24 protein-coding genes are annotated in these 22108 nt (G+C 66.6%); 11 read left to right on the forward strand and 13 right to left on the reverse strand.

Annotated features, from left to right (window positions below):
• Positions 1-109: 109 nt before the first annotated feature.
• The 3 genes from WDA27_11305 to WDA27_11315 form a co-directional block, all read right to left on the reverse strand.
• Positions 110-430: an RHS repeat domain-containing protein gene (locus WDA27_11305; protein MFA5891516.1), complete on the reverse strand. Its 321-nt coding sequence runs from the start codon at positions 428-430 to the stop codon at positions 110-112.
• 67 nt (positions 431-497) lie between these two features.
• Positions 498-1187: a CAP domain-containing protein gene (locus tag WDA27_11310; protein MFA5891517.1), complete on the reverse strand. Its 690-nt coding sequence runs from the start codon at positions 1185-1187 to the stop codon at positions 498-500.
• A 135-nt stretch (positions 1188-1322) separates the two neighbouring features.
• Positions 1323-1769: a proteasome activator gene (locus WDA27_11315; protein MFA5891518.1), complete on the reverse strand. Its 447-nt coding sequence runs from the start codon at positions 1767-1769 to the stop codon at positions 1323-1325.
• Between the two features lie 138 nt (positions 1770-1907).
• Here WDA27_11315 and WDA27_11320 point away from each other — a divergent pair, with 138 nt between their 5' ends.
• Together WDA27_11320 and WDA27_11325 are read left to right on the forward strand one after the other, a co-directional pair.
• A complete protein-coding gene (locus WDA27_11320) occupies positions 1908-2540 on the forward strand; it encodes a hypothetical protein (GenBank protein MFA5891519.1) in 633 nt (210 codons plus the stop codon).
• Position 2541: 1 nt separating this feature from the next.
• Positions 2542-4230 carry a sensor domain-containing diguanylate cyclase gene (locus WDA27_11325; protein ID MFA5891520.1) on the forward strand — a complete coding sequence of 563 codons (1689 nt, stop codon included), beginning with the start codon at positions 2542-2544 and terminating at the stop codon, positions 4228-4230.
• 290 nt (positions 4231-4520) lie between these two features.
• Here the strand turns inward: WDA27_11325 and WDA27_11330 are convergent, their stop codons facing one another.
• Positions 4521-5465 (reverse strand): hypothetical protein, encoded by a 945-nt coding sequence (locus WDA27_11330; protein MFA5891521.1) that lies wholly within the window; start codon positions 5463-5465, stop codon positions 4521-4523.
• A 90-nt stretch (positions 5466-5555) separates the two neighbouring features.
• Here WDA27_11330 and WDA27_11335 point away from each other — a divergent pair, with 90 nt between their 5' ends.
• On the forward strand, positions 5556-6335 hold the full coding sequence (locus WDA27_11335) for a hypothetical protein (GenBank protein ID MFA5891522.1): 780 nt from the start codon (positions 5556-5558) through the stop codon (positions 6333-6335).
• Positions 6332-7138, forward strand: coding sequence for a molybdopterin-binding protein (locus WDA27_11340; GenBank protein MFA5891523.1), 807 nt, complete (start codon positions 6332-6334; stop codon positions 7136-7138). The genes WDA27_11335 and WDA27_11340 overlap by 4 nt, the downstream gene beginning before the upstream one ends.
• 18 nt (positions 7139-7156) lie before the next feature.
• Here the strand turns inward: WDA27_11340 and WDA27_11345 are convergent, their stop codons facing one another.
• Together WDA27_11345 and WDA27_11350 are read right to left on the reverse strand one after the other, a co-directional pair.
• The gene (locus WDA27_11345) at positions 7157-7642 is read right to left on the reverse strand and encodes a PaaI family thioesterase (protein ID MFA5891524.1); all 486 of its coding nucleotides are present in this window, start codon (positions 7640-7642) and stop codon (positions 7157-7159) included.
• Entirely contained in the window at positions 7642-9312 is a 1671-nt protein-coding gene (locus WDA27_11350) for a thiamine pyrophosphate-binding protein (protein ID MFA5891525.1), read from the reverse strand. Before WDA27_11350 ends, WDA27_11345 begins: the two co-directional genes overlap by 1 nt.
• Positions 9313-9406: 94 nt before the next feature.
• On the opposite strand from WDA27_11350, the gene dacB reads away from it, so the two are divergent.
• From dacB to WDA27_11380, 6 genes are all read left to right on the forward strand, one after another.
• Positions 9407-10738: a D-alanyl-D-alanine carboxypeptidase/D-alanyl-D-alanine-endopeptidase gene (gene dacB, locus WDA27_11355; protein MFA5891526.1), complete on the forward strand. Its 1332-nt coding sequence runs from the start codon at positions 9407-9409 to the stop codon at positions 10736-10738.
• A gap of 12 nt (positions 10739-10750) precedes the next feature.
• Complete coding sequence (locus WDA27_11360; protein ID MFA5891527.1) at positions 10751-11560, forward strand: class I SAM-dependent methyltransferase; 810 nt, start codon at positions 10751-10753, stop codon at positions 11558-11560.
• Positions 11561-11562: 2 nt separating this feature from the next.
• The gene (locus WDA27_11365) at positions 11563-12555 is read left to right on the forward strand and encodes a DUF429 domain-containing protein (protein MFA5891528.1); all 993 of its coding nucleotides are present in this window, start codon (positions 11563-11565) and stop codon (positions 12553-12555) included.
• A 55-nt stretch (positions 12556-12610) separates the two neighbouring features.
• A complete protein-coding gene (locus WDA27_11370) occupies positions 12611-13393 on the forward strand; it encodes an alpha/beta fold hydrolase (GenBank protein MFA5891529.1) in 783 nt (260 codons plus the stop codon).
• A gap of 34 nt (positions 13394-13427) precedes the next feature.
• On the forward strand, positions 13428-13691 hold the full coding sequence (locus WDA27_11375) for a hypothetical protein (protein ID MFA5891530.1): 264 nt from the start codon (positions 13428-13430) through the stop codon (positions 13689-13691).
• A 186-nt stretch (positions 13692-13877) separates the two neighbouring features.
• Positions 13878-14075 carry a cold shock domain-containing protein gene (locus WDA27_11380; GenBank protein ID MFA5891531.1) on the forward strand — a complete coding sequence of 66 codons (198 nt, stop codon included), beginning with the start codon at positions 13878-13880 and terminating at the stop codon, positions 14073-14075.
• Positions 14076-14139: 64 nt separating this feature from the next.
• Here the strand turns inward: WDA27_11380 and WDA27_11385 are convergent, their stop codons facing one another.
• The 4 genes from WDA27_11385 to WDA27_11400 all read right to left on the reverse strand — a co-directional run bounded on the left by WDA27_11385 (position 14140) and on the right by WDA27_11400 (position 18372).
• The gene (locus WDA27_11385; GenBank protein ID MFA5891532.1) at positions 14140-14859 is read right to left on the reverse strand and encodes a PIG-L deacetylase family protein; all 720 of its coding nucleotides are present in this window, start codon (positions 14857-14859) and stop codon (positions 14140-14142) included.
• A gap of 85 nt (positions 14860-14944) precedes the next feature.
• On the reverse strand, positions 14945-16633 hold the full coding sequence (locus tag WDA27_11390) for a CocE/NonD family hydrolase (GenBank protein ID MFA5891533.1): 1689 nt from the start codon (positions 16631-16633) through the stop codon (positions 14945-14947).
• A gap of 140 nt (positions 16634-16773) precedes the next feature.
• Positions 16774-17334: a DUF5319 family protein gene (locus tag WDA27_11395; protein MFA5891534.1), complete on the reverse strand. Its 561-nt coding sequence runs from the start codon at positions 17332-17334 to the stop codon at positions 16774-16776.
• Positions 17335-17367: 33 nt separating this feature from the next.
• A complete protein-coding gene (locus WDA27_11400) occupies positions 17368-18372 on the reverse strand; it encodes a TIGR03617 family F420-dependent LLM class oxidoreductase (protein MFA5891535.1) in 1005 nt (334 codons plus the stop codon).
• Between the two features lie 137 nt (positions 18373-18509).
• Here WDA27_11400 and WDA27_11405 point away from each other — a divergent pair, with 137 nt between their 5' ends.
• On the forward strand, positions 18510-19217 hold the full coding sequence (locus tag WDA27_11405) for a G1 family glutamic endopeptidase (GenBank protein MFA5891536.1): 708 nt from the start codon (positions 18510-18512) through the stop codon (positions 19215-19217).
• Between the two features lies 1 nt (position 19218).
• Here WDA27_11405 and WDA27_11410 read toward each other — a convergent pair whose 3' ends face one another.
• The 3 genes from WDA27_11410 to WDA27_11420 all read right to left on the reverse strand — a co-directional run.
• Positions 19219-20187: a TIGR03560 family F420-dependent LLM class oxidoreductase gene (locus WDA27_11410; GenBank protein ID MFA5891537.1), complete on the reverse strand. Its 969-nt coding sequence runs from the start codon at positions 20185-20187 to the stop codon at positions 19219-19221.
• A gap of 10 nt (positions 20188-20197) precedes the next feature.
• Complete coding sequence (locus WDA27_11415; protein MFA5891538.1) at positions 20198-21121, reverse strand: SDR family oxidoreductase; 924 nt, start codon at positions 21119-21121, stop codon at positions 20198-20200.
• Between the two features lie 37 nt (positions 21122-21158).
• On the reverse strand, positions 21159-22108 hold a 950-nt coding region (locus tag WDA27_11420; protein MFA5891539.1), incomplete at its 5' end, for an FAD-binding protein.

Here is a 22108-nt window from a genome sequence, read left to right on the forward strand (position 1 = left end):
AAGCGCGCTTGGACTGCACGAGGGAATCAGCCGCCATAACGAACACAATGGCGCCCCCCACGCATCCCCACGGTCCAGCCACGCACCCGAGGGCGACTCCGTTCGTCAATCATGACTCGCCGGGATCCGGCGTCCTTGCGATGGTCAGGGCGGCGAAAGCCGAAGCGCCGAAGCATGCGTACGTGAGCGTGTGCCAACCGAGGGGTGTCGGAAGGTCGGCGAGAACCCCGGCGGCCCCACAGGCCGAGGCCGTCGTCCCCAGCCAAAGGCGAGACACGCTTGCCCCCCGCGAGGCGTCTTCGGACCATGCCATCCGGCCGCTGCGGTCGTAGGAAACCTGCGTGACCGCGCCGAGCACATCGGTTGTCTGCATGAGCTGGCCGAGGTCGTCGTAGAAGACGGTCTCAGATCCGATCTGCCGAGGCGACACCAATGTCGTGCGGCCGTAGGCGGCGCGCGTGGAACCCGCGGGAAGGATCCCCGGGGGGCGGCTAAACCTACTCGTCGGTCATTCGCTCGAGCAGTGCCACCGCGCGCACGGCCAGTCCTTCGGGCGCCGAACGTGCAACGACCGGATCTGCCGCGACCGCGCGCGTGACCGGCGCGCGCGTGACCGGCGCGCGCGTGACCGGCGCGCGCGTGACCGGCGCGCGAGGAGACGGCGCGGGACGTGCGGCCCCGGGATGCGTCACACGAGGCTTCGGTCGCGCGACACTGCGCGGCGCGGGCGCTGCGGCCGGCGAAGCCGGATCGACGAAGACCTGCGTCACCCACGCCGTCCCATCGGCGTCCGCAACGACGCCGATACCGATGTCACGATAGTTGCCGAGAATGTTGCCCCGATGCACATCGCTGGCAAGGAACTGATCGTCAATCGTGTCGACGTCCGGGCCGGTCCCGACGTTCTCGCCGATGGAGCGCCAGCCCTTTACCTGTGACGGCAAGGACGCGTTGTGCCCGAGCACACCACTGTCGGCCATGTCTTGGCTATGCGCCCGCGCGATCGACACGAGTTCCGCGTCGAGCACCAGCGGGCTCAGTCCTCCTGCGGCACGGTTGGCATTGACGAAGGAAAGCACGTCCCGCTCATCGGTGGAAATACGCGCACCGGCCGCAGCGGCGGCGGGTGCAACATCGGCCAGAATGAGGCCGAATACGAGCATGACGAAGAAACCCAACTTACGCATGATTGCCTCCCCCGGATCCAGATGGGTCCGGTCCCTTGGATGCCTCGCACAGCAAAAACGTCCGAGGAGCCCGGGCGTTCGGGGGGTAAATGGATCAGATACCGGTTTGGAGACCGGGCGCGGCTTTTGTCCGGACTAGAGGTACTGGCCGGGGATGGACTCCGCAGGACTCCCGGGTTGTTCCGGGCCCGCAGGCAAAGCACGCCGGCGCATTTCCTCGAGCTGCGAAGCCATCGACATCTGCTGCGTCGCGATGGCGGCTTGGATCCCCTGGAAGAGCCCTTCGAGCCAGCCGAGCAACTGCGCGTGCGCAATGCGCAACTCGGCCTCCGACGGCACGCCGTTGCCGAAAGGCAACGTGATCCGATCGAGTTCCTCAGCCAGCGGTTCGGACAACCCCGTCTTCAATTCCTGCAGAACTCGATGATGGATGTCGGCAAGGTGCTCGCGGGCATCGGCGTCCAACGGCGCGCGCCGGACTTCCTCGAGCATCTCGCGAACCATAACGGCGATTCGCAACAGTTTGCCCGGCTGTTCGATGTGAACGTCTTCGCGTTCCGATTGTCTCTGATCCTCAGTCACGTGCGCATTCTGTCTTGTATCGCCGGCCACGGCAACACGTCGCGTCCAATACCGCCGCCGGGCATCCGACGGAACTAGAGCCAATGACCCGTCCGGGCCATGCACGCGACGGGTACCCGCGCCGACGTCTGGAAGACGATGAAACGCGTCGGACATCCACGGGCCGGGCTCATAGCCTCCTTTGCGATCGCCGTCGCCCTGGTCGGAGCACATGCCGCAGGGGCGGCGATCGATCCGGTGTCCGACGCGATCAACAACTTGCCCACGCAGTTGCCGACACCCGTCGAGGATGCGCTGGACGTTCCCACCATCCTCGACACCCCCACGGCCACCGCACAGCTCGGGCACGCCGTGGACACCCTCGGCGACGCAGTGACCGGCGTTGTCGACGGCATCGGCGGCACCTCCGAAGTTCCCGTCGACGGCGAAGACGACACGAGTGGCGGCAGCACAAGTGGCTCGGGCGACTCGGGCGCAAACGCTGAGGCTCCCGGCGCGAAGCCGAAAGCCGGAGGGGGAACTCGTGGGACCCGACCGGTAAGTGGCGAAACGCCGGCCGCAGGCGCGCGGGAATCGATCGCGGCTTACGCCGCAACGGCCGCGCGCGCGGCGGCCGCAACAGCGCGCCGAGCCATCAACCTCGCCGGTCCCTTTGGTGCGCCCATTGGACTGACGATATTGATCCTGGCGGCATTCCTAGCCGTCGGAACGGGCTCGGACCGTTTGGTCCGCGTCGAGAACCTCGCGCACAAGCGCGTCTACCGACTCTGACATGAGAATCTCTCGCACACTCTCGCCGCTGCTTGATCGCCCGGACGCCTCCGCCGGGCGCATCGCCTTGTACTTTGCCGTCCGCTACGCGACCCCGATCGTTGCCCTGCTCGCCCTCACCGCCCTGCCTGCCGGCCGCGACGTCTCCCGGCTGCCGGCGCTGCTGACGGCGCAGATCCTGTTTACGCTCGCCACGCACACAATCTCGACCCGCGGCGGAAAAGCGCTGCAGGTTGCGATCGCAGTCGGCATGTCTGCGGACATCGCCATCCTCGGCATGCTTGTCGCAATGACCGGAGGCGTATCCAGCCCGCTCATGTTCCTGTTCACCGTTCAAGCACTCGCCGCCGGGATCCTGCTGACATCCAGGGCCGGCATACGCGTCCTGAGCCTGTCCACCCTTGCGATTCTCGTCGTCGATCTGAGCGTCGCGCCGAGCGGCCGGGCAAACACAGGTTTCCCCGACGGAATCGCAGCAATTGCGGCGCTGTGGATCCTGGGCGGAGCGGGGACGCTGTTCAGCACGTTCAACGAGCGCGAACTGAGTCGTCGAAATGCCGAGCTGGCCACGATTCGACAGGTGACGCTGGACATCGAGAACACCCTGTCGCTGTCGCAAATCTTCGCAGACCTCTGCCGTGGAGTGGTGTCCGGATTTGGGTTCGACTCCGCGGCCGTGCTGCAACGCGAGGGCGACGAACTCCGGTGCGTGGGCGCCGTCGGCGTCACAGGGGCAACCGACATGGCGATCGAGGCGCGCGGCTTTCTCGCGCGCGCCATGAGCAGCGGTGAACCCGTAGTCGTGACCGGCACCGATGCCAACCGTGATGCCACCCTGATGCCGCTGCTCGGTCCGCGCGGATACCTCGCGGTCGCCATCGCCGATGACGGCGTGCTGATCGTGACCCGTGCGGGGCGGCGCGGCCGCGCGGGCGTGCTGCGCGCTCACGAGATCGAGTCGATGGGACGCCTGTCCCACCACGCGCGCCTGGCCATCGCCAACGCGCGCATGCACGCCACGGTCTCGGAGATGGCCAGAACAGATCCGCTGACAGGGCTTGCGAACCACGGCGAGATGCAAGCTCGGCTCTCGCACGAGCTGGGACGCGTCGAGCGCTTCGCGGGCATGCGCAACGCCGGCAGATACCCTTCGCTGATCCTGTTCGACATCGATCACTTCAAGCGGCTAAACGACAAGTACGGCCACCAGGCAGGAGATGCGGTCCTTCGACAGGTCTCCGAGACCCTGCGAACGAACGTCCGCTCCTTCGACGTGGTGGCTCGCTACGGCGGCGAGGAATTCGCGGTGATCCTGCCCGAAACCGGACACGAGCGGGCCCGGGAAGTGGCCGAACGCATCCGGCGCGCGGTGTCCGCGCACCCATTGTCGACCGACGATCCATCACGGATGGTTCGCGTCACCGTCAGCGCCGGAGTCGCAAGCGCGCCCGCAAACGGCACCGTCCCGGCGGGGCTGATCAAGTCCGCCGACGCCGCCCTTTACCACTCAAAGGAATCCGGCCGGAATCGCACAACACACGCGATGGACGATCCCGAACCGATAGCCCCGGTACTGACGATCAACCCTACGCGACGCCGGCGGGAATCAGCCGAACTCCCCACTCGCGACGCAACTCGGCGCGCTCGCGCGCGGTCATCCCGCCCCAAACGCCGAACTCCTCGCGCTTGATTGCCCACTCGAGGCATTGACGCTGGATGGTGCACCGGGCGCACTGGGACTTCGCTCGCATGATCACGGCACCCGATTCCGCATAGAACTGATCCGGATCGGACCCGTGACACGCCGCATCTTCCAGATACGGGAACATCCGAGAGCGCCTTGTTTCTGCCACCGCAACCCCCTCCAGATCGAAGCGCGTACGCGCTCGACGGCCGGACAACGACGGGAAGGAGGGAAGGAACCGCTATTGGATACGACGGAGGCGGCTGCCGTGTCAAGAACGTGAAAGTTGCAGGGATTCAGACATCCGCGCCGTCGGCGGCCGCGCGCAACATCCGGACCGCCTCTGCCGGGTCCTGATCCAAGATCCCACGCAACCGCCGACCCGCATCGCCGGGCGAGATCGCAATCCGCATCAGGTGGCGAAGATCAACGCCGACCGGGCCCGTGCCGCGAGACTCCCACAGTAGATCGATCAGCCTGGTTCGCAGCGCGTAGAAATCCACGTCCTCGGAACCGCTGCGCATCGGCGGCGCAAACGCCTTGACGTCGGCCAGAAACGGAGCGACGGCCGACGGAACCAACCCCGCCGGGTCGCCGCCGGCCCGCAGAAGACCGCGCACGCGCGTTGAAGACAGATCCCCAACCGCCGGGTGCAGGCAGAGCACTTCGACGCGATCCGCCCATGCGCGGTTCTCGGGTGCCTCCAGCGCCGCGCGCAGCCCCTCGCCCTGATCCCCGCGAGGCGCCACGATGAAGCACGCCAGAGAGAACAAGCGCTCTAGCGCCGCCTCGCGATCCGGGTACCACTTCGGATCCAGAACTTGCAGCACCTTGTCCGACCCGACAAGGAACGCGACCTCAGCGCCGGGGAACGCGCGCGCGGCGGCCTCCGCCTGATCGGCATAGAGCCCGTGAGAGAACGCTCCTGCCCGAAAGGCCGGCCCGGGGATCCCGCGAAGCGCCAGAAGTCGATCCTCCAGCGTCAGCCCTTGAGGTTGCTTTCCGGCCGTGCGAATCGCGACCGCAAACACCACGCACTCGTAGCCTTCCGCCAGCGCGCGCTCCGCGAGCAACAAGTGGGCTGCCGTCGGCGGGTTGAACGACCCCGACAAGATCGCCACCGACTCACACTTCGGGACCGGCCCCACCATCCGGATCTCCGGCCGGCCGTCGGGATCAAGACTCCCCAACAGTTCGCGGAGCGCGAACACGGAAGCGAGGTCAAACGGGTCGACGATCATGTGTGCTTGTGCATGCTATCGGCGACTGCTCCCGCGCGCCTCCCCCCGCTTGGTTGCCAGGGTGGGGTGTGCGCGTCGAGAATCGGGCGCATGGATCCGTGGGACCACATCCGACGAGCCGCCGCCGACAAGCGCTCGGGCGCCGTCGAAATCGCAGCGCGCGCGGCGCAAGGCGTCGCGGAGTTGCGGTCCCGTCGAGAGGTGCTGCGCGCGGCGCGCGCGCTGCTGCGTGCGCACCCGACGATGGCTCCCCTTTGGCGCTTGCTAACCGAGGCCCTGGAAGGCGCCGATACCGCTGGGTTCGCCGAACGCCTGGAAGCAGACGCGGCGGCGGCGGCCGACGCCGTTCGATGGATCGCCGCGAAGCGCGGCAACGTCGTGCTGACGCACTCGTCGTCGTCGGGGGTCGTGGCCGCACTCGAGAGCACACGGCATCGCGTCGACAAAGTCCTTTGCACCGCCTCGCTGCCGGGCGGGGAAGGACGCACGCTTGCTCGCCGGCTGGAACGCGCCGGATTCTGCGTCGAGGTCGTTCCCGACGCAGGGATCGCACGAGCCTGCGAGCGCGCGACCGTCGCCCTGGTCGGGTCCGACTCGGTGACCGAGCAAGGGGTCGTGAACAAGCTCGGCACAAAGCTCGTAGCGCTCGCGGCGCGCGATGCGCAAATCGGCTGCTATGCGATCGGGGCCGGACTGAAGATGTTGCCGGCGCGCGCGCTCGGCCCGGAGTTGCCGGCCGCGTATGAGCTGACGCCGCTGGAGTTGTTCGACGCGGTGCTGACCGAGCGCGGTCCGCTACGTCCGGCAGCGGTGCGCCGTGCCGTTGCGCGCGTGGCGATCCCTGAGGCCCTGGAAGGAAAGAAACGATGAAGACCGTCGAGATCCTGGCCGCAGGCAACGAACTGCTGCAAGGAATCGTGCAGGAATCGAACTCCCACTGGCTGGCCAAGCGCATCGCAGCCCGCGGCGCATCATTGGTTCGCGTGACCGTACTGCCCGATGAGCCGCCGGTAGTCGCGCAAGAACTCAGAGCCGCAATCGCGCGCGCACCGTCGCTGATCGTCACACACGGCGGCCTCGGCCCGACCGACGACGACCGGACGCGCGAAGCGATTGCGATGGCACTGGACGCCCCTCAAGCGCTTCACTCCGAGGCCGAGGCCATCGTGCGGCGGCGCTACGCCGAGCTTGCGGCACAGGGAGCCGTGGGCGACGCGCACCTCACGCCGGCGCGACTTCGCATGGCCATGCTCCCCCAAGGTGCGCGCGCGCTCGACAACGCAGTCGGCGCAGCCCCCGGAATCGTGGTGAAAGCGGGTCCGGTGACGATCGTCGCGTTGCCCGGAGTTCCCCCAGAGTTGTTCTGGATCTGGGAGCATTCACTCGCTCCGGTGCTCGACGAGCTGCTCGGCCCCGGAGGGTTCGCCGAGATCACACTGGAGTTGGATCTTCTTGACGAGTCGCGCATCGCCGAGTTGCTCGCTTCGGTGCAACATGCGCACCCACGGGTGTACGTGAAGTCGCGCGCGCGCGGTTTCGAAGCCGGCGACGAAATCCGCGTCACGCTCGCGGCGTCGGGAGCCGACGACGCACGGGCACACCGGCGCGTCGAGGTTGCGCTCGCGGAACTGCGCACAGGCCTTGCGGCCGTCGGGATCGCGATCCGCGCCTGAGCGGACCGGGCGCTGCGTCTACGTAGGTGGGACTTCGCGTCCCGGGTCCTTGCTCCGCAAGATCGCTTGCGTCACGACCATGATCGCCACGAGCCTGCGATCCTGGTCGTTGGTCACGATTCGCACGTCCAAGACCATCGTGCGGCCGCCCCGGTGGATCGACGTCGCTTCCGCGAACAGACTGCCCCCCTGGACCCCGGAAATGAAGTTGGTCTTGAACTCGATCGTGGTGAAGGTCTCGTTCGCCTTCAGCGCAGGAAACGTCGCCCACGCCGCAACCGTGTCGCCGAACCCGGCAAGCGCTCCACCGTGCGCGTAGCCGCCGGGATGCAGCACCGAGGGTCCGACCTCCAGCGTTCCCGCGGCGTAGCCGGGCTTCGCCTCCGTCAGCCGGACTCCGAGCATCCCCGGGAACGTGTTGCGAAAGATCACCTCTTGATTGCGGATCGCATCGGTAAGGTGATCGAGCACCGGACCCTCGACTCCCAAGTCCTCACGCGTCATCAGGACCCCGCGAAGACCGGAACTTCGATCAGGGACGGACCGCCCGAGGCGATTCCGCGACGCACGAGAGCCTCAACGTCGCCCGCTTTTTCGGCGCGCTCAGCCGGCACCCCGAAAGCGTTCGCCAAACCGACGAAGTCCACCGACGGCTTGGAGAACTCGGTGCCCGGGAACACTCCGGCCGCCGCCGATTTGCCTCCCATCCCCTGCATCTGCGCCTTGATGATGTAGTACCCACCGTTGTTCAGCACGACGACCGTCGAGGGGATGTCGTAGTGAGCAAGGGTCCACAGCGCCTGCGGCACGTAGCAGGTCGCACCGTCGCCGACGACGGCGACGACCTTGCGGTCCGGCTGCGCAAGGGCAACGCCGGCGGAAGCGGGAATCCCCCATCCCAAACCGCCGCCGCGGAAGAAGAAGTACGAGTCGGGATCGCGCAGGCGAAGTAGTCCGCGAAGCGCCGCGGTCGCACTCACGCTCTCGTCCACGACGCTCATCCGGTTATCGTCGAACCCGCGCACGACCGCCGCCAGCGCGCCGAGCGTCGGCAATGGAGTCTGCGTGATCTGCTGCTCGACGGCGGCATCCAGTCCGGCGAGCGCCCCTTGACGTTCGGCCGCATACCCCGCAGCGCGCGCCTGCCTGCGCGCGGTGTCCTCCGCGGAGAGCAGCGAACGAACCTCGCGCACGATTCCGCGAATCGTCGCCCCGACGTCACCGCGAAGCCCCAGCGCAACGGGATAGGTCTTGGCGATCTCGTAGGGATCCGAGTCGATCTGGATAACCTCGACTCCCTCGGGAATCGGCGACACCGGGTTGAAGAAGAAGACCGGGAACATCTGCGCACCGCACGCCAGCAACAAGTCGCCCCGCTCCAGCGCCGCGCGGACAGCCGCGTTCATCGGCATGAGCCCGCCGTTCCACAGCGGATGATCCATCGGAAACACCATCCGGCCGTGCAGCATCTCGCCCACCACGCGCGCGCCGACCGCCTCGGCCAACTCGACCAGATCGGCAACAGCGCCCGCTCTGGCGACCTCGTCCCCGGCGATGATGATCGGCTGTTCTGCCGCGAGCAATCGAGTGGCGGCTTCGCGAAGCACTTCAACACCCGGCGCCGCCCCGTGATCGATACGCGACCTCGGCGGAACCACCGTCTCCACGCTCTCGTCCAAGTGATTCCAAGGAATCGAAAGGAACACCGGCCCCGTCGGTGGAGTCATTGCGATCTTGAACGCACGACGCATCGCGACCCCGATGTCCTCCGGGCGGCGCACCTCGTAGGACCATTTGCAGAACTGATCGACCATCCGAACCAAGTCGGCGGCCAGCATCGGATCCTGGATCAACTGGTTGATGTTCTGCTGTCCTGCGGTGACCACGATCGGCGAGCGCGACCAGTACGCGTTGAAGATGTTTCCAAGCCCGTTGGCCACACCGGGCGCGATGTGAAGGTTGACCAGCGCCGGCGTCCGCGACGCCTGCGCGAACCCGTCGGCGGCGGCGACGGCCGTCGCTTCCTGCAGGGCAAGAACCAGTTCGATCCCGGTATCTCCGGCAAGTTCGTCGAAGATCGGCAACTCGGTTGTGCCGGGGTTGGCGAACAGGTGGCGAATCCCCTCCGAGCGCGCGACCTCAAAGAACTGCTCACGTCCGGTCATGGTGGCCATTGCATCCCTCTTTCCCGCAGGCTGGTGACAGCGTGGAAGGCTAGGCGGCGCGCGCGCCAAGCGTCAAGAACACCGGCGCGCGTACCATTGGCGCATGCGGTTCCTGCGAGTCACGCTCGCCGCGGTGCTCGTCCTTGCGCCTGTCCTACCGGCGCGCGCATGGGTCCCCGAGCGCACTCCTCACCGTGACGCCGATTCGGCGGCAGCCACGCTCACCAGCCGGCCTGCAGCGCGCGGCGCGGTACCGGGGATCGTGATCGCGCGCGGCGGCGTCACGCTGCTGTCCCTGAACGCCACGCGCGCCATGACTCCTGCCTCACTGATGAAGCTCGCCACGACGACCGCGGCAATGCTGCGCTTCGGGCCGACACATCGATTCCAAACCCGAGTGACGGCGATACGCACCGGGCGCGCAAGCGCGGTTTCGGATCTTTACTTGGTCGGAGGCGGTGATCCGACGCTCGCGACCGAGGCATACCGGCGCGCGCGCTTTCTGCCGAAGCCGACCGACACGATCAAGCGCCCGGCGTTCGCCTCGGGATCGCCGACCATTGAGCAACTCGCTGCGAGGGTCGCGGCGAGCGGCATTCGCGCCGTGCGCGGGGACCTCGTCGCCGACGACACGTTGTTCGACGCGGTTCGAACACAACAGGGCTGGCTGCCCAGCTACCTCGGACCCGAACCGGACACCGGACTGCTCAGCGCCTTGACCGTCAACGAAGGCAGAGGGGATCTGCGCGGAAAGACGATCGTTGACTCCCCCACGACCGCCGCGGCGCAAGCCCTGCGGACCGCGCTCGGCGCGCGCGGGGTAACCGTGGCCGGGAAGGTGCGCGCGGGGCGCGCGCCGCGCGCCGCCGTCACCGTCGGGCGCGTGACCTCCCCGCCGCTCGCCCAGATGGTGGACTTCATCAACCGCTACAGCGTGAACTACCACGCCGAGTTGCTGCTGAAGTCCCTCGGAGCGTCCTTCGGTGGAGCCGGCACCACGGCCGCCGGCGCGCGAATCGTGCGCGAAGCACTCACGGCCGAGAAGATCCCGCTCGACGGCTTTCGCATGCTGGACGGCTCCGGCCTATCGCTGCTGGACCGCGCCACCCCTCGAACGATTGCCGCCCTGCTGAACCGCATCCTCACCGGAAAAGGAGCGGCGTGGGCGGCCTTGCGAGCCTCGATCCCTGCGGCGGGAGAACCCGGAACGCTTCTGCGACGGATGACTGCGGCGCCGACGGGCGGCAACCTGCGCGGGAAGACGGGACAGGTCAAGGGTGTGCGAGCAATGGCCGGATGGGTGACGGCCTCCGACGGCATCCCGATCGTGTACGTCGCGGTGTTCAACAACGCCGCACACCCGTTCACATTGACCGCACCACTGGATCTGTTCGGGCTGCTGCTCGCGCGCTACCCCGACTCGGGAAGCCGTTAGACTCCTCGCGCGATGGACGGATTTCGCAGAGCCAATCTCGCGTGGTGGAACGAGGCGGTCGAAGTTCACATGGCCTCCTCTCTCTACCGGGTCGACGAGTTTCGCGCTGGTGGGTCGTCCCTCAAGTGGCTGGAGATCGAAGAACTCGGCGACGTTTCCGGCCGGCGGATGTTGCACCTGCAGTGCCACTTCGGTCTGGACACCCTCTCGTGGGCGCGGCGCGGCGCGCGCGTCACCGGCGTCGACTTCTCCCAGGTCGCCGTCGCGCGCGCGCGCGAACTGGCCGCCGAGACCGGAATCGGCGCTCGGTTCATCTGCTCGGAGATCTCCACTCTGCCCGAGGTGCTCGACGAGGAGTTCGACATCGTCTTCACCTCCTACGGCGCCCTGTACTGGCTGCCCGACATCCACGACTGGGCCTCAATCGTCGCGCGGTACCTCGCGCCCGGCGGCACCTTCTACATAGCCGAGTTGCACCCGTTTGGATCCGTGTTCGACGGAGACGATCCCGACGTCGGTGAGTTCCGGCTGAAATACCCGTACTTCCACTCGCCCGAACCCCTTGCCGACGATACTCCCGACTACGCCGACCCTTCGGCGGCGTTCGCAAGCAAGACGACGTACGGGTGGACTCACCCAATCGGCGAGGTGGTCTCCGCGCTGATCGCGGCGGGGCTGCGCATCGAGTTCCTCCACGAGTTCCCGTTCTCGGTCTACCACCAGCTTCCGTTCCTGGCGCAGGACGACGACGGGCTCTGGCGCGCGCCGGAAGGCATGACGCCGATGCCCCTGGTCTTTTCGATCCGGGCGTCGAAGGAGTGAACATGTTCGTCGGCATCGACGTTTCGACCACACACGGATTCGACTGCTGCGTCATCGACGATGCACGACGGGTTGCACTCGTCGCCAAGGCGCGGGACCTTGCAGCCGTCGAGCCCGTACTGCGGGCCCTCCCGTCGTCAACGATATTTGCCGTCGCCGCCCCGTCCGGGCCGGCACGAGGCTTGCTCCCGGGCAACGACCACCGCGTCGCCGAACACGACGTGCAACGCCTCGGATTCTCGGTCCACTTCACCCCCTCGTCGCCGGAGGATGCGTCGGCTTGGATGCGCGAGGGGTTCCGCCTCTTCGCTGCGCTGGCCGACATCGGCTTCCCCCTGTTTCGAGGCGGAGATGCATCGCCCGGCTCGGCTATCGAGGTCTACCCGCGCCTGTCCTACGTGTCCGTCTCGGGAATGCGCCGAGGTGCCGGATCCAAGATTGACTGGAGCCGGCGAATCCTGCGGAGCCGGGTCCACGGACTCCCGCGGGACGCGGGACAAAACGCACTCGACGCGGCTTGTGCCGCGCTGACAGCGTGGCACTTCGGGCAGGGAACGTGGGTCGCCTACGGCGATGCCGCAGAAGGACTCATCGTCGCTCCGCGGTCGGCAACCGATCTTGCACGTCCGGGGGCGACATCGGCCGACCAGCTCTACCTCGCAATCGAAACGTCGGCTCCGCCGCGCGCGATTACTCCGTCGCGCGCCACGACCTTTGCCGATCGCGTCGTGGCGATCACCCGTCAGATCCCAACCGGAAGCGTCGCGACGTTCGGCGACATCGCGCGCTGGGCCGGCAAACCCGCCGGCGCGCGCGCCGTGGGCACGATCCTGAAGGCTCACCCTTACGAGCTGCCCTGCCACCGCGTCGTCAACGCCAACGGCGACCCGCCGCCGTTTCCCACCGACGCGGTCGAGCGACTCGGAGCCGAAGGCGTTGCGTTCAACGCCGGACGGGTCGATCTCACCGCATGCCGCTGGCGAGGACCGTCGTGAGCCGCGGGCTCCGGGAGTCGGCACCGCGCGCGCATACCTGACGTACCCTTGAGGCATGCGCGCGCGCGCGGTGCCGATCATCTCGGACGGACTTGCCCTCGAGGGCGAGTTGCTGCTGCCCGAGAACCCGAAGTGGGTAATCCTTCTGTGCCACGGCATTCCCAGCGGCCGACCGTCGAGCCCCGACGATCAGGGTTACGCCGGCCTGGCGCGCGCCCTGGCCTCGCACGGTCATGCCGTGATGTGGTTCGACTTCCGTGGGTGTCGCTCGGCGCCGGGCGACTTCTCGATCCGTGGCTGGCGCCGCGACATCGAAGCGGCCCTCGACGCGCTTGGAGCGCAACAAGAGATCGCGGGGCTACCGCGCGCGATCGTCGGATCAAGCGCCGGTGGATCGGCGGCGGTCTGTGCGGCGGCCCGTCGCGACGACGTCTCCGCCGTCGCGACGCTGGCCGCACCGGCGACGTTCGAATTCACCGGGCTCCAGGACGGATGGCCGGGGCTCCTTCAGCATTTCCGAAACCTCGGCATCGTTCGCGATCCCGGGTTTCCTGCCGACGCAGACACCTGGGGCGCCGAGTTCGCCGAAGAAGCGGCGGAACGTCACATCGCGTCCCTTTCGCCACAGCGCTTGCTGGTCGTCCACGGGGATGCCGACGACGTCATCGGCTACGCACACGCCGAGTGCCTCTTCGAGCGTGCCGGGACTCCAAAGGAACTCATCAGAATCCCCGGCGGCGCGCACCAGTTGCGCAAAGACCCTCGCGCAATTGCCGCGCTCGCAGATTGGCTCGATAGGTATGGCCTGCCCGGTCCAAAGGGGCCGTCGGCGACGTAGTTCAAGTAACCCCCCCTCAAGGTCGATATCTCCGGTGGCAGCAGTCGTCGTGCCCATTGACGGGGAAGAGCAAGGGGACAGGATGGAAGAACTGCGCAAGCCGTGCACGCACCGGGGAACCGACACGGTGCTCACCAGCATCATCGAAACCGGTCAAGGACCCGTCGACTTCTGCATCTGCAAGGAATGCCGGCGCTTCTGGCTCGAACGCGGCGGCTGGTTGCTGTCGCGCAGAGAGACGCTGTCCCTTTTGCGTTACTGGCCGACTCCGCACTCACTCGAACCGCTGGCGCGATAACGGAACCGCTCTGGGGGGCGGGTGGACCGAAAACCCTCTGATAGCATTCGGACTGAGGGTTGCTCGGTTCCTGCTGGATGAAACCTGCTGTGGCAGTTGTTCTACTTCCGGAACCACCGTACAGCCCGATGGATACCTCCGACCACGCAGCGTCGTCGGAGGGGTGGCACGGAAGGAGGGACACACTTGCGCGGAACCGTTAAGTGGTTCAGCGACGAGAAGGGCTTCGGTTTCATTTCCCAAGAGGGTGGCGAGGATGTCTTCGTCCATTACTCCGGGATCACGGGCGACGGCTACCGCTCGCTGGGCGAAGGCCAGGCGGTCGAGTTCGACGTCACCCAGGGACCGAAGGGCGCGCAAGCGACGAACGTTCGCGCGGTCTGAACGCAGCGAGTCGCACGCTTGAGAAGGGCCGGGAGACCGGTCCTTCTCGCATTTGTTGAGTGATTCAGCCGACGCGGAACATGCGATACGTCTCGGCGAAGTCAACGCCGAAGCGCTTCCCGGCCGCCGCGAACCGCTCGCGAACCCACGTTTCGATCTCCCCCGCCTCGGGCATCTGCGACTGATGGCACAGCAGTGCCTCGATCTTGCGATCGATCGTCGACGAGATATCTACCCAGGTCTCTCCATCCCCAAAGCTCGCCAGGAACAAGGCCTTGGGAAGGTGCGGCGCGAGGCCCTCTTCCTTCCACAGTTCCGGAAACATCAGCCCCGAAGAAGCATCCGGGTTGATCGAGCGCATGACGGTCTCTCCCACCGCGAGGTGATCGGGGTGGTTGATGTACGCGCCCATCGCGGTGCGAGCCGTCGGGTCGTGACTGATGACGACATCTGGGCGAAAACGTCGAATCTCGCGCGCAACGGCCTTGCGAAGTTCAAGCGTCGGATACAGGTACCCGTCCTCGAAACCCAGAGTGACGAGGCTCTTCGCCCCGACGATGTCGGCCGCCGCGCGCTGTTCGGCCATACGAATCCCCGTCAAACGCTCTCGCGTCATGTCGGGGTCACTCGATCCCGAGGCGCCGTTCGTGACTAGGACGTAGGTGACCTCGACGCCCTGGTCGGCCCAGGCGGCCGAGGTTCCCGCAGATCCCCATTCGGCATCGTCGGGATGCGCAAACACCACCATCGCCCGCTCGATCTCGAGTCCGTCTTTGAACAGCATCCTCACGCCCTCCTCGGAGTGCCGGAGTTTAGCGTCCGCCCGCAGCTGAGGCTCGGCCGCGGCAACGCGCTACGAACAACCCCTTCTAGGCGGCGGGGATTCCCGGGATGCTCGCCACGACGTCGACGGTGACGGATCCGGGGACGCGAGAAACCGCGTGATCGTTTGAATTCGGCGCGATTTCGAGGAACTGCTGGTGGCCTTCCTTGACCTCCCAGGACACCGCGGCCAAGTCAAGATCGAAGATCTGCGGCGTCGAGAGATTCAGCCACAGGGCCTTCAGTGCCGTGACCTGGTCGTCGATCACGACCGAGGTCTTAGCCACGGTGTCGTAGTCGATCAACTTGAAGAACACATACGCCTCAGGACTCGTGCCGGTCAGCCGAATCGAGACCCGCGGTGCTCCCACGATGCGCACTCCGGGCTTCAAGTACTCAAACGTCGGCAGGCACAGCGGTTTCGGAGGATCCCCACACTTCTTCGGCTCGGGCCCGGTCATCGTTCCGATCGGCAGCCAGTCCGCAGTGACGGCCGGGCAATCGCGCGCGTAGGACTGCGTCGAGTCCTTCTCGGTCTTCGGACGGCAGCCGGCGGGGGTTCCGGCAGTGCCCTGGCCGCTCGTCGGAGCAATCGCATGCGTGACGCGGGTCTGAGCCTCGACGCGTCCAACCTCCTCGGACGGCAGGTCCTGCGCGGAGGCGAACGTCCCGTCCTGGAGTTGGTACTCGAATGCCGGCCCGGTGTCGACCGACTCGTCTTCCTTGACCCACCGGTCGAACCAGTCGGCAACGCGGCCGGCGATGAGATCCGAGGCCGACCCCGGCACGCACGACGAACCCAGCGGCGCCAAAGTGTGTCCGCCGCAATACCAGATCATCTTGGTCTTGTCGGCGCCGACACGATCACGAATCGTGCGGAAGTTGGCAATTCCCTGGTTCAAGTTAAACAGCGTGTCGCTGGTTCCCTGGATGACCAACGCCGGCACGTTGATCCCGGGAAGAACCGTGCCGTCCACCAGCGTCGCACCTTCGATGTAGTGCTTCGGACTGCGCGCGTCGAACCACGAGTACGTTCCGCTCGTCCAGTCGTTGAGCGCAAGCGACTCCGCCGTCACCTGGTACAGCTGCCCGGCATACACGCCCGTCTCTTGCCCCGCGATTCCGCCCGTGGCCGAACCCACCGCGCCGCCTCCAACCAGGACCAAGTCCCAGCCGAGCTTAATGACGCCGTTTGGCTTGAGCGCCTGGGTGAGATCGTTCCAAGCGATCTGCGGAGCGATCGCGTCCACCCGCGAATCGGCCGCCGCGGTCTCGAGCTGGATTCCGCCGGCGTAGGAACCGCCGTACATGCCCATGCGCGGATCGCCCTCGGCGTCCAGCGCAATCCCTTCAACTCCGGCGACCAAGTCGATGAGCGCGCGCACGTCGCGCACCTCAAACTCCTGGGAATCAACGTTCGCCTCGCCGCCGGACTCCCCGAATCCGCGGGCGTCCCAAGTCAGAACCGCGTATCCACGATCCAGGAACATCTTCACGGTTGCGTCGTCCGCGCTGGTCGCGCGCGATCCGCCCCAGCCGTGAGAGTAGAACGCAACCGGCACCGGAACGTCACTCGCAGGCGTGAACAGCGTGTAGCGGATCTTGACGTTGTCGAAGGACACGACGAACCCGTTCGTCATCGTGACGTCGGCTGCGGCAACGCCGGCAAGATTGCCGACAACGAGCGCGGCCGCCACGACCATGCCTGCGATCCGGAATGCCTTGCGTCGGTGCATCGACATCTCTCCTAGGTGCGCAGAACGAAACCGGTGACACCCGGCCTATCAGGGGATTCGCCCATCCTTCGCGGATTCCTGCTCGACGCGGAAGCGTTACCGGCCGTCACGCACCGGACGATGCGGCATAACCGGAGAAGTCAGTCTGTTTCAGTGTCCTCACCCAGCGCCAGCGGCGGCTCGAAACCACACTCGTCCATCACCGTTGCGATCTCGTCCTCAGACCAGCCGCGAGCGGCCAAGGCTTCGGCCAGCCGGAGCGGCGCGAAGCTCGCGCCGCAGAACGGACAGTAGATCCACTCCGAGAGCGCGCGATGCGGCAACCGGCCTCGGCAGTACGCACACCGGGTCCGCTCTCCGGTCCATGTGGCCGCCGGAGTCTGCGCCGATTCCGGCGGATCCATCTCGCGGACTTCGACATCGCCGACCGCATCAAGGTACCCACGGCCGTAGTCCCACGAGATGTACTCGTCCGGATGCGGCTCGAATGCCGGCTCGTGCATGCGGGGTTCGCCGGTCTCCAGCATGTACTCAAGAGACTCCTTGAGCATGTCCCAGGCGTAGTAGTGATCCTCGCCGCAATCCCCGCACGTGATCATGACGCCCTTGTATCCGCGGTCGTCGAACATGTCGCGCAGAGAAGCAAGATCCTCGAGTTCCTCGAGGACCGATTCGCGCTCTTCGGGATCGATCTCGGCCATCGACGTCATCGTAACAGGGAGACGGCCTTGCGATCAGGCGCGCGCGAACGTCTCCAGCAGGCGCGCGTACGCTTCCATCGTGCGACCGGGATCCGGCGAGGCCCACGGCGGGTTGAGGATGATCGAGTCCACGGCGCCCTCGTACCGCCGAAGCTTGTCGCGCGCCTCGTCGGGGGTTCCCGCCACAGCAAAGGTCTCAACCATCTCGTCGGTGATGCACGCGACCATGCCGGGGAAATCACCGCGCGCGTGCGCCGCCCGCAACGAATCGACCACATCGCCCCAGCCATGCACGTCGAACACCCCCCGATAGGTGCGTGTGGTGCCGTAAAACGCGATCTGCGCCTTCGCGCCGACGGCGGCTTCCTCGTAGGTGTCGGCGACGCTGGTGATCACCGACTGCGCGATCTCAACTTCGGACGCCGCGCGACCCGACGCCTGCAGGCCTTCGGCGAGGGCCGGCTTCGCGACCTCGTTGAGGTACCGAAGGCTCGTGAAAGGATGCCCCAGGAACCCGTCGGCCCGCTCTCCGGTCAAACGGACCATGTCGTGGTTGACCGCCGCCAGGTAGATGGGGATTCGCCCGACCGGGCCCGCGCCGGGAAAGGGCGGCATCGTCACGGTGTAGAAACGGCCGCGGTGATCGATCGGAGCACCGCCGAATGCGTCCCATACTTCGCGGCAGACCTCGATCAGTTCCCGCATTTTCGGGGCGGGGTGCTCGAAAGGCGTCGAGTAGCGCTGCTCGTTGACTCGCTTCACTTGCGTGCCGAGACCGAGAACGAACCGGCCGCCGGATAACTCGGCTAGGTCACGGGCGGTCATCGCGGTGATCACCGGCGAACGCGGGAACGCAAGCGTGATGCTGGTGCCGACGCGCACTCGTCGTGTCGCAGCCAGCACAACCGCCGCCGATACGTACCCGGTGCGTGACGTCTCGGGAACCCACAAACTGTCGTACCCCGCGTCTTCGCAACGCCGTGCCAAATCGCCCAGAGCGTCCAGCGGACCTCCAATGGCGATACCGATGGGAGTCATGGATTGTCCTTTCGGTCCGAGATCGGGCCGAGCATAGCGCGAACACCTCGGCGCGCCGCACCAGCGACATGGGCCCGGCGGGCCATGGACGATGGACCTCTCCCGACTTACCGTCGAGACGACGTTGGAGGAACGCGATGAAAGCATTTCGAACGCTTGTCGTGGCCGGAGTCTTCGCGGTCATCGCTTTTCCCGGAGGTTCGTTTGGTGCGGCGCCGGTCGTGCACGTGCGTCACGGAGCCAGCCTCAACTGGTCGGGTTACTCCGCCACCGGCGGGCAGTTCGCGTCGGTAGCGGCTGCGTGGACACAGCCGGCCGTCACGTGCGCAGCGCTTGAAACTTCGTACGCCGGTTTCTGGGTCGGCATCGACGGCGACGGAAGCAGCACCGTCGAGCAGATCGGAACCGCAGCCGACTGCAAGCGCGGCACTCCTGCGTACTACGCCTGGTACGAGATGTACCCGAAGTTCCCGGTAACGCTGACGATGTCGGTCTCCCCCGGTGACGTCGTCGAAGCATCGGTCGAAGCGAGCAACCGCGGGACGTTCATTCTCTCCCTGCGAAACACCACCACCGGAGCATCGTTCACCACAACCAAGAAGATGCGACGGGCCCAGAGGATTTCCGCGGAGGTCATCGCGGAAGCTCCTTCGGGCGCGCACGGCGTACTCCCGCTGGCCGACTTCGGCACGGTGTCGTTCGTCTCGAGCACGGCCAACGGAATTCCGATCGGCAACTTCTCCCCGGAGCAGATCGCCATGGTCGACGACGAGGGGACGATCAAGGCTCAACCGTCGTCACTGACCGGTGCGACGGACTTCTCGGTGACCTGGCAGCACCCGTAGGTCAGCGAAGCGCGGGGATGACTTCGCTCGCGAAGAGTTCAGCCGAGCCGCCGTCCGGGGAATCGGGGAACCACACGATGAAGCCCATCGCGCCCTCGGCCCTGTAGCGGCCGATCTTGTCGATGACTTGCGACACGGTACCGATGAGGTTGGCCTCAATGCGCTTGTCCTCCGCTTGTCCCCACAAGCTGGGATTGGCGTCGAGGATTGCTCGCAGACCCGCCTCGTCGCGCGCGACGAGGCAGTCCAGGTGCAGGGTGAGTCCGATCTCGGCCGGATCGCGCCCGACGGCCTCGCAATGCGTGCGCAATACGTCACGCTTGCGCGCGAACATCTCGACGGGGCCCATAAGGTTTGCGTAGTCGGCGTGCTCAGCGACAACACGCAATGTCTTACGCTCGCCGCCGCCTCCGATCCAAAGCGGCGGACGCGGGGTCTGCACCGGTTTCGGGTCGCAGTACGCCTCGGTCACGCTTGCGTAGCGCCCGGCGTAGGTGGCGGCTTCGTCCCGCCACATGCGCTTGAGAATCTCGACCGTGTCGGCCAGGTACCCGATGCGCGCGCCGGCGGAGGGGAACTCGTAGCCATAGGCGGCGAACTCCTGGTGATACCAGCCGGCGCCAACACCCATCTCCAACCGCCCGCCGCTCGCGACGTCCACGCATGCCGAGATCTTGGCCAGGTGCGCCGCGTTTCGATACGGCGTGCAGGTGACCATCTGACCGATGCGAACCGTCGTGGTCCGCTCGGCCAGGGCCATCATCCCGGTCCAACACTCAAACACCGGCGTGGGACGCGCGGGCGGCGGGACGGAGTGGAAATGATCGTAAAGCCAGATCGAGTCGTAGCCGAGTCGCTCGTAGTCCTGCGCGACCCGGCACATCGTCCGGTACGCCTGCGGACCGGTCAATCCGTCAAACTCGCCCTTCCATCCCTGGGGGACAAGTGCGCCGAAATGAAGACCGGTCATCGCGGCGTGATCAGCTCAGCGACTCTTGCAGGCTCGACGACGGCGGCGCGTACTTCTTGGAGCGGTCGGCGAACAACCCGGGCACCTGGCCCACGAGTTCTTCGACCGTCCAACGCGAATCCTTCTTGATGATGTTGTCGAAGGTCCAGCCTTCGAACAACTGCACCGTGCCGCCGTAGACGTAGAAGCACTGGCCGGTGATCTCGGCGGATTCGTCGGTCGCGAGGTAGGTGACCAGCGGGGCGACGTTCTCGGGATCCCACTCGTCAAAGGGGCCCTCGGACTTGATGTCGCCGAAGGTGCGCTCGGTCATGCGGGTGCGCGCGGCCGGAGCGATCGCGTTGGCGGTGACGCCGTAGCGGCCCATCTCCATGGAAACGATCTGCGCGAAGGACGCGAGACCCGCCTTGGCGGCACCGTAGTTGGACTGGCCGATGTTGCCGAGCACGCCGCTGGTCGACGAGGTGCAGATAATGCGGCCGTTCGCAGGCGCGCCGCCGGCTTCCTTGGACTTCGCGCGCCAGTAGACGCACGCGTGACGCGTGGGCGCGAAGTGGCCCTTGAGGTGCACCCGCATGACGGCGTCCCAGTCGGACTCGTCCATGTTGAAGATCATCTTGTCGCGCAGGATTCCGGCGTTGTTGACCAAGATGTCCAGCGACCCGAAGGTCTCGATCGCCTGATCGATCATGTTCTTGGAACCGGCCCAGTCCGCGACGTCGTCGTAGTTCGCCGCCGCGGTGCCGCCGGCCGCGATGATCTCGTCGACCACTTGCTGCGCCGGACGCTGGTCGGCGCCGGACCCGTCCCACTCGCCGCCCAGATCGTTGACGATGACCTTTGCTCCCTGCTTCGCCAGCAATAGCGCCTCACCGCGACCGATGCCGCGACCGGCGCCCGTAACGATGGCTACCTTCCCGTCGAGAAGACCCATGAACCCGTCCTTCCGTTTGTGGTGTTCGGTTGGCGGCCTAGTCTGCCACCGCCCGTGGCGCCCGGTCGAATGAGCGCACGGCAAAAGCGGGCTCGGGCTCGGGGTAGTCCGAACGAATGTGCACGCCGCGGGATTCGGCGCGCGCGCGCGCCGCGCGAACAACTGCCAGGCACAGCGAACGATGCGGTGACTGCGGCAGCGTGGACAGCGCCTGTCCGGCCGCGCGCAATCCGTCCTCGTCGCGAATCGGCCCCGCTCCCGCCCACATGATTGCGGGAATCCGCGGGTCGATGTCCTCGACCGCGGCAAAGGAAACGCGCGCGCCGTGCTCGGGAACCGGCTCATCCATGATCACCGCGCCGACTCGACGGCCGACGACGACCGCCTCCAGCAACGAATTGCCGGCCATCCGGTTGGCGCCGTGCATCCCAGTCGAGGCGCACTCCCCCGCGGCCGCCAGTCCCGGCATACTCGTTCGGCCGTACGCGTCGGCCGCGACTCCGCCGACGAAGTAATGCGCCGCCGGCGACACCGGCAGAATCTCGGTGACCGGATCCAGCCCGCGTCCGCGCGCGCCTTCAATGACGGTCGGGAACCGTTCTTCCAGCCCCGGGATGTCTCGACAGTCCAGGAATACCGCCCCTTGCCCCAAGATCGCCTTGGCTACGACGTGGCGCGGCCCCAACTCCTCGACGAAGCGCTCGCCGCGCTCATTGATCAGGCGCGCGCCGGCGCCGCGCAGAGCCTCGGTCAACAGCACGCTTTGCGGACGGCCGTCGGTGAGCACAGTCGGATGAAACTGCATGAACTCGAGGTCGGCTACCTGAGCGCCCGCCTCCAGAGCCAGGGCGATTCCGTCGCCCGTGGCGCCCGGGGCGTTGGTCGTGCTCCCCCACAGCGCGCCGGCTCCACCGGTGGCCATCAGCGTGACGCGGCCCAAGAACGCAGCCTCAGGTGTCTGCACGCCCACGCACCGGTCACCGACGA

This window comes from Actinomycetota bacterium (assembly GCA_041658565.1).
Taxonomy (GTDB): Bacteria; Actinomycetota; AC-67; order AC-67; family AC-67; genus JBAZZY01.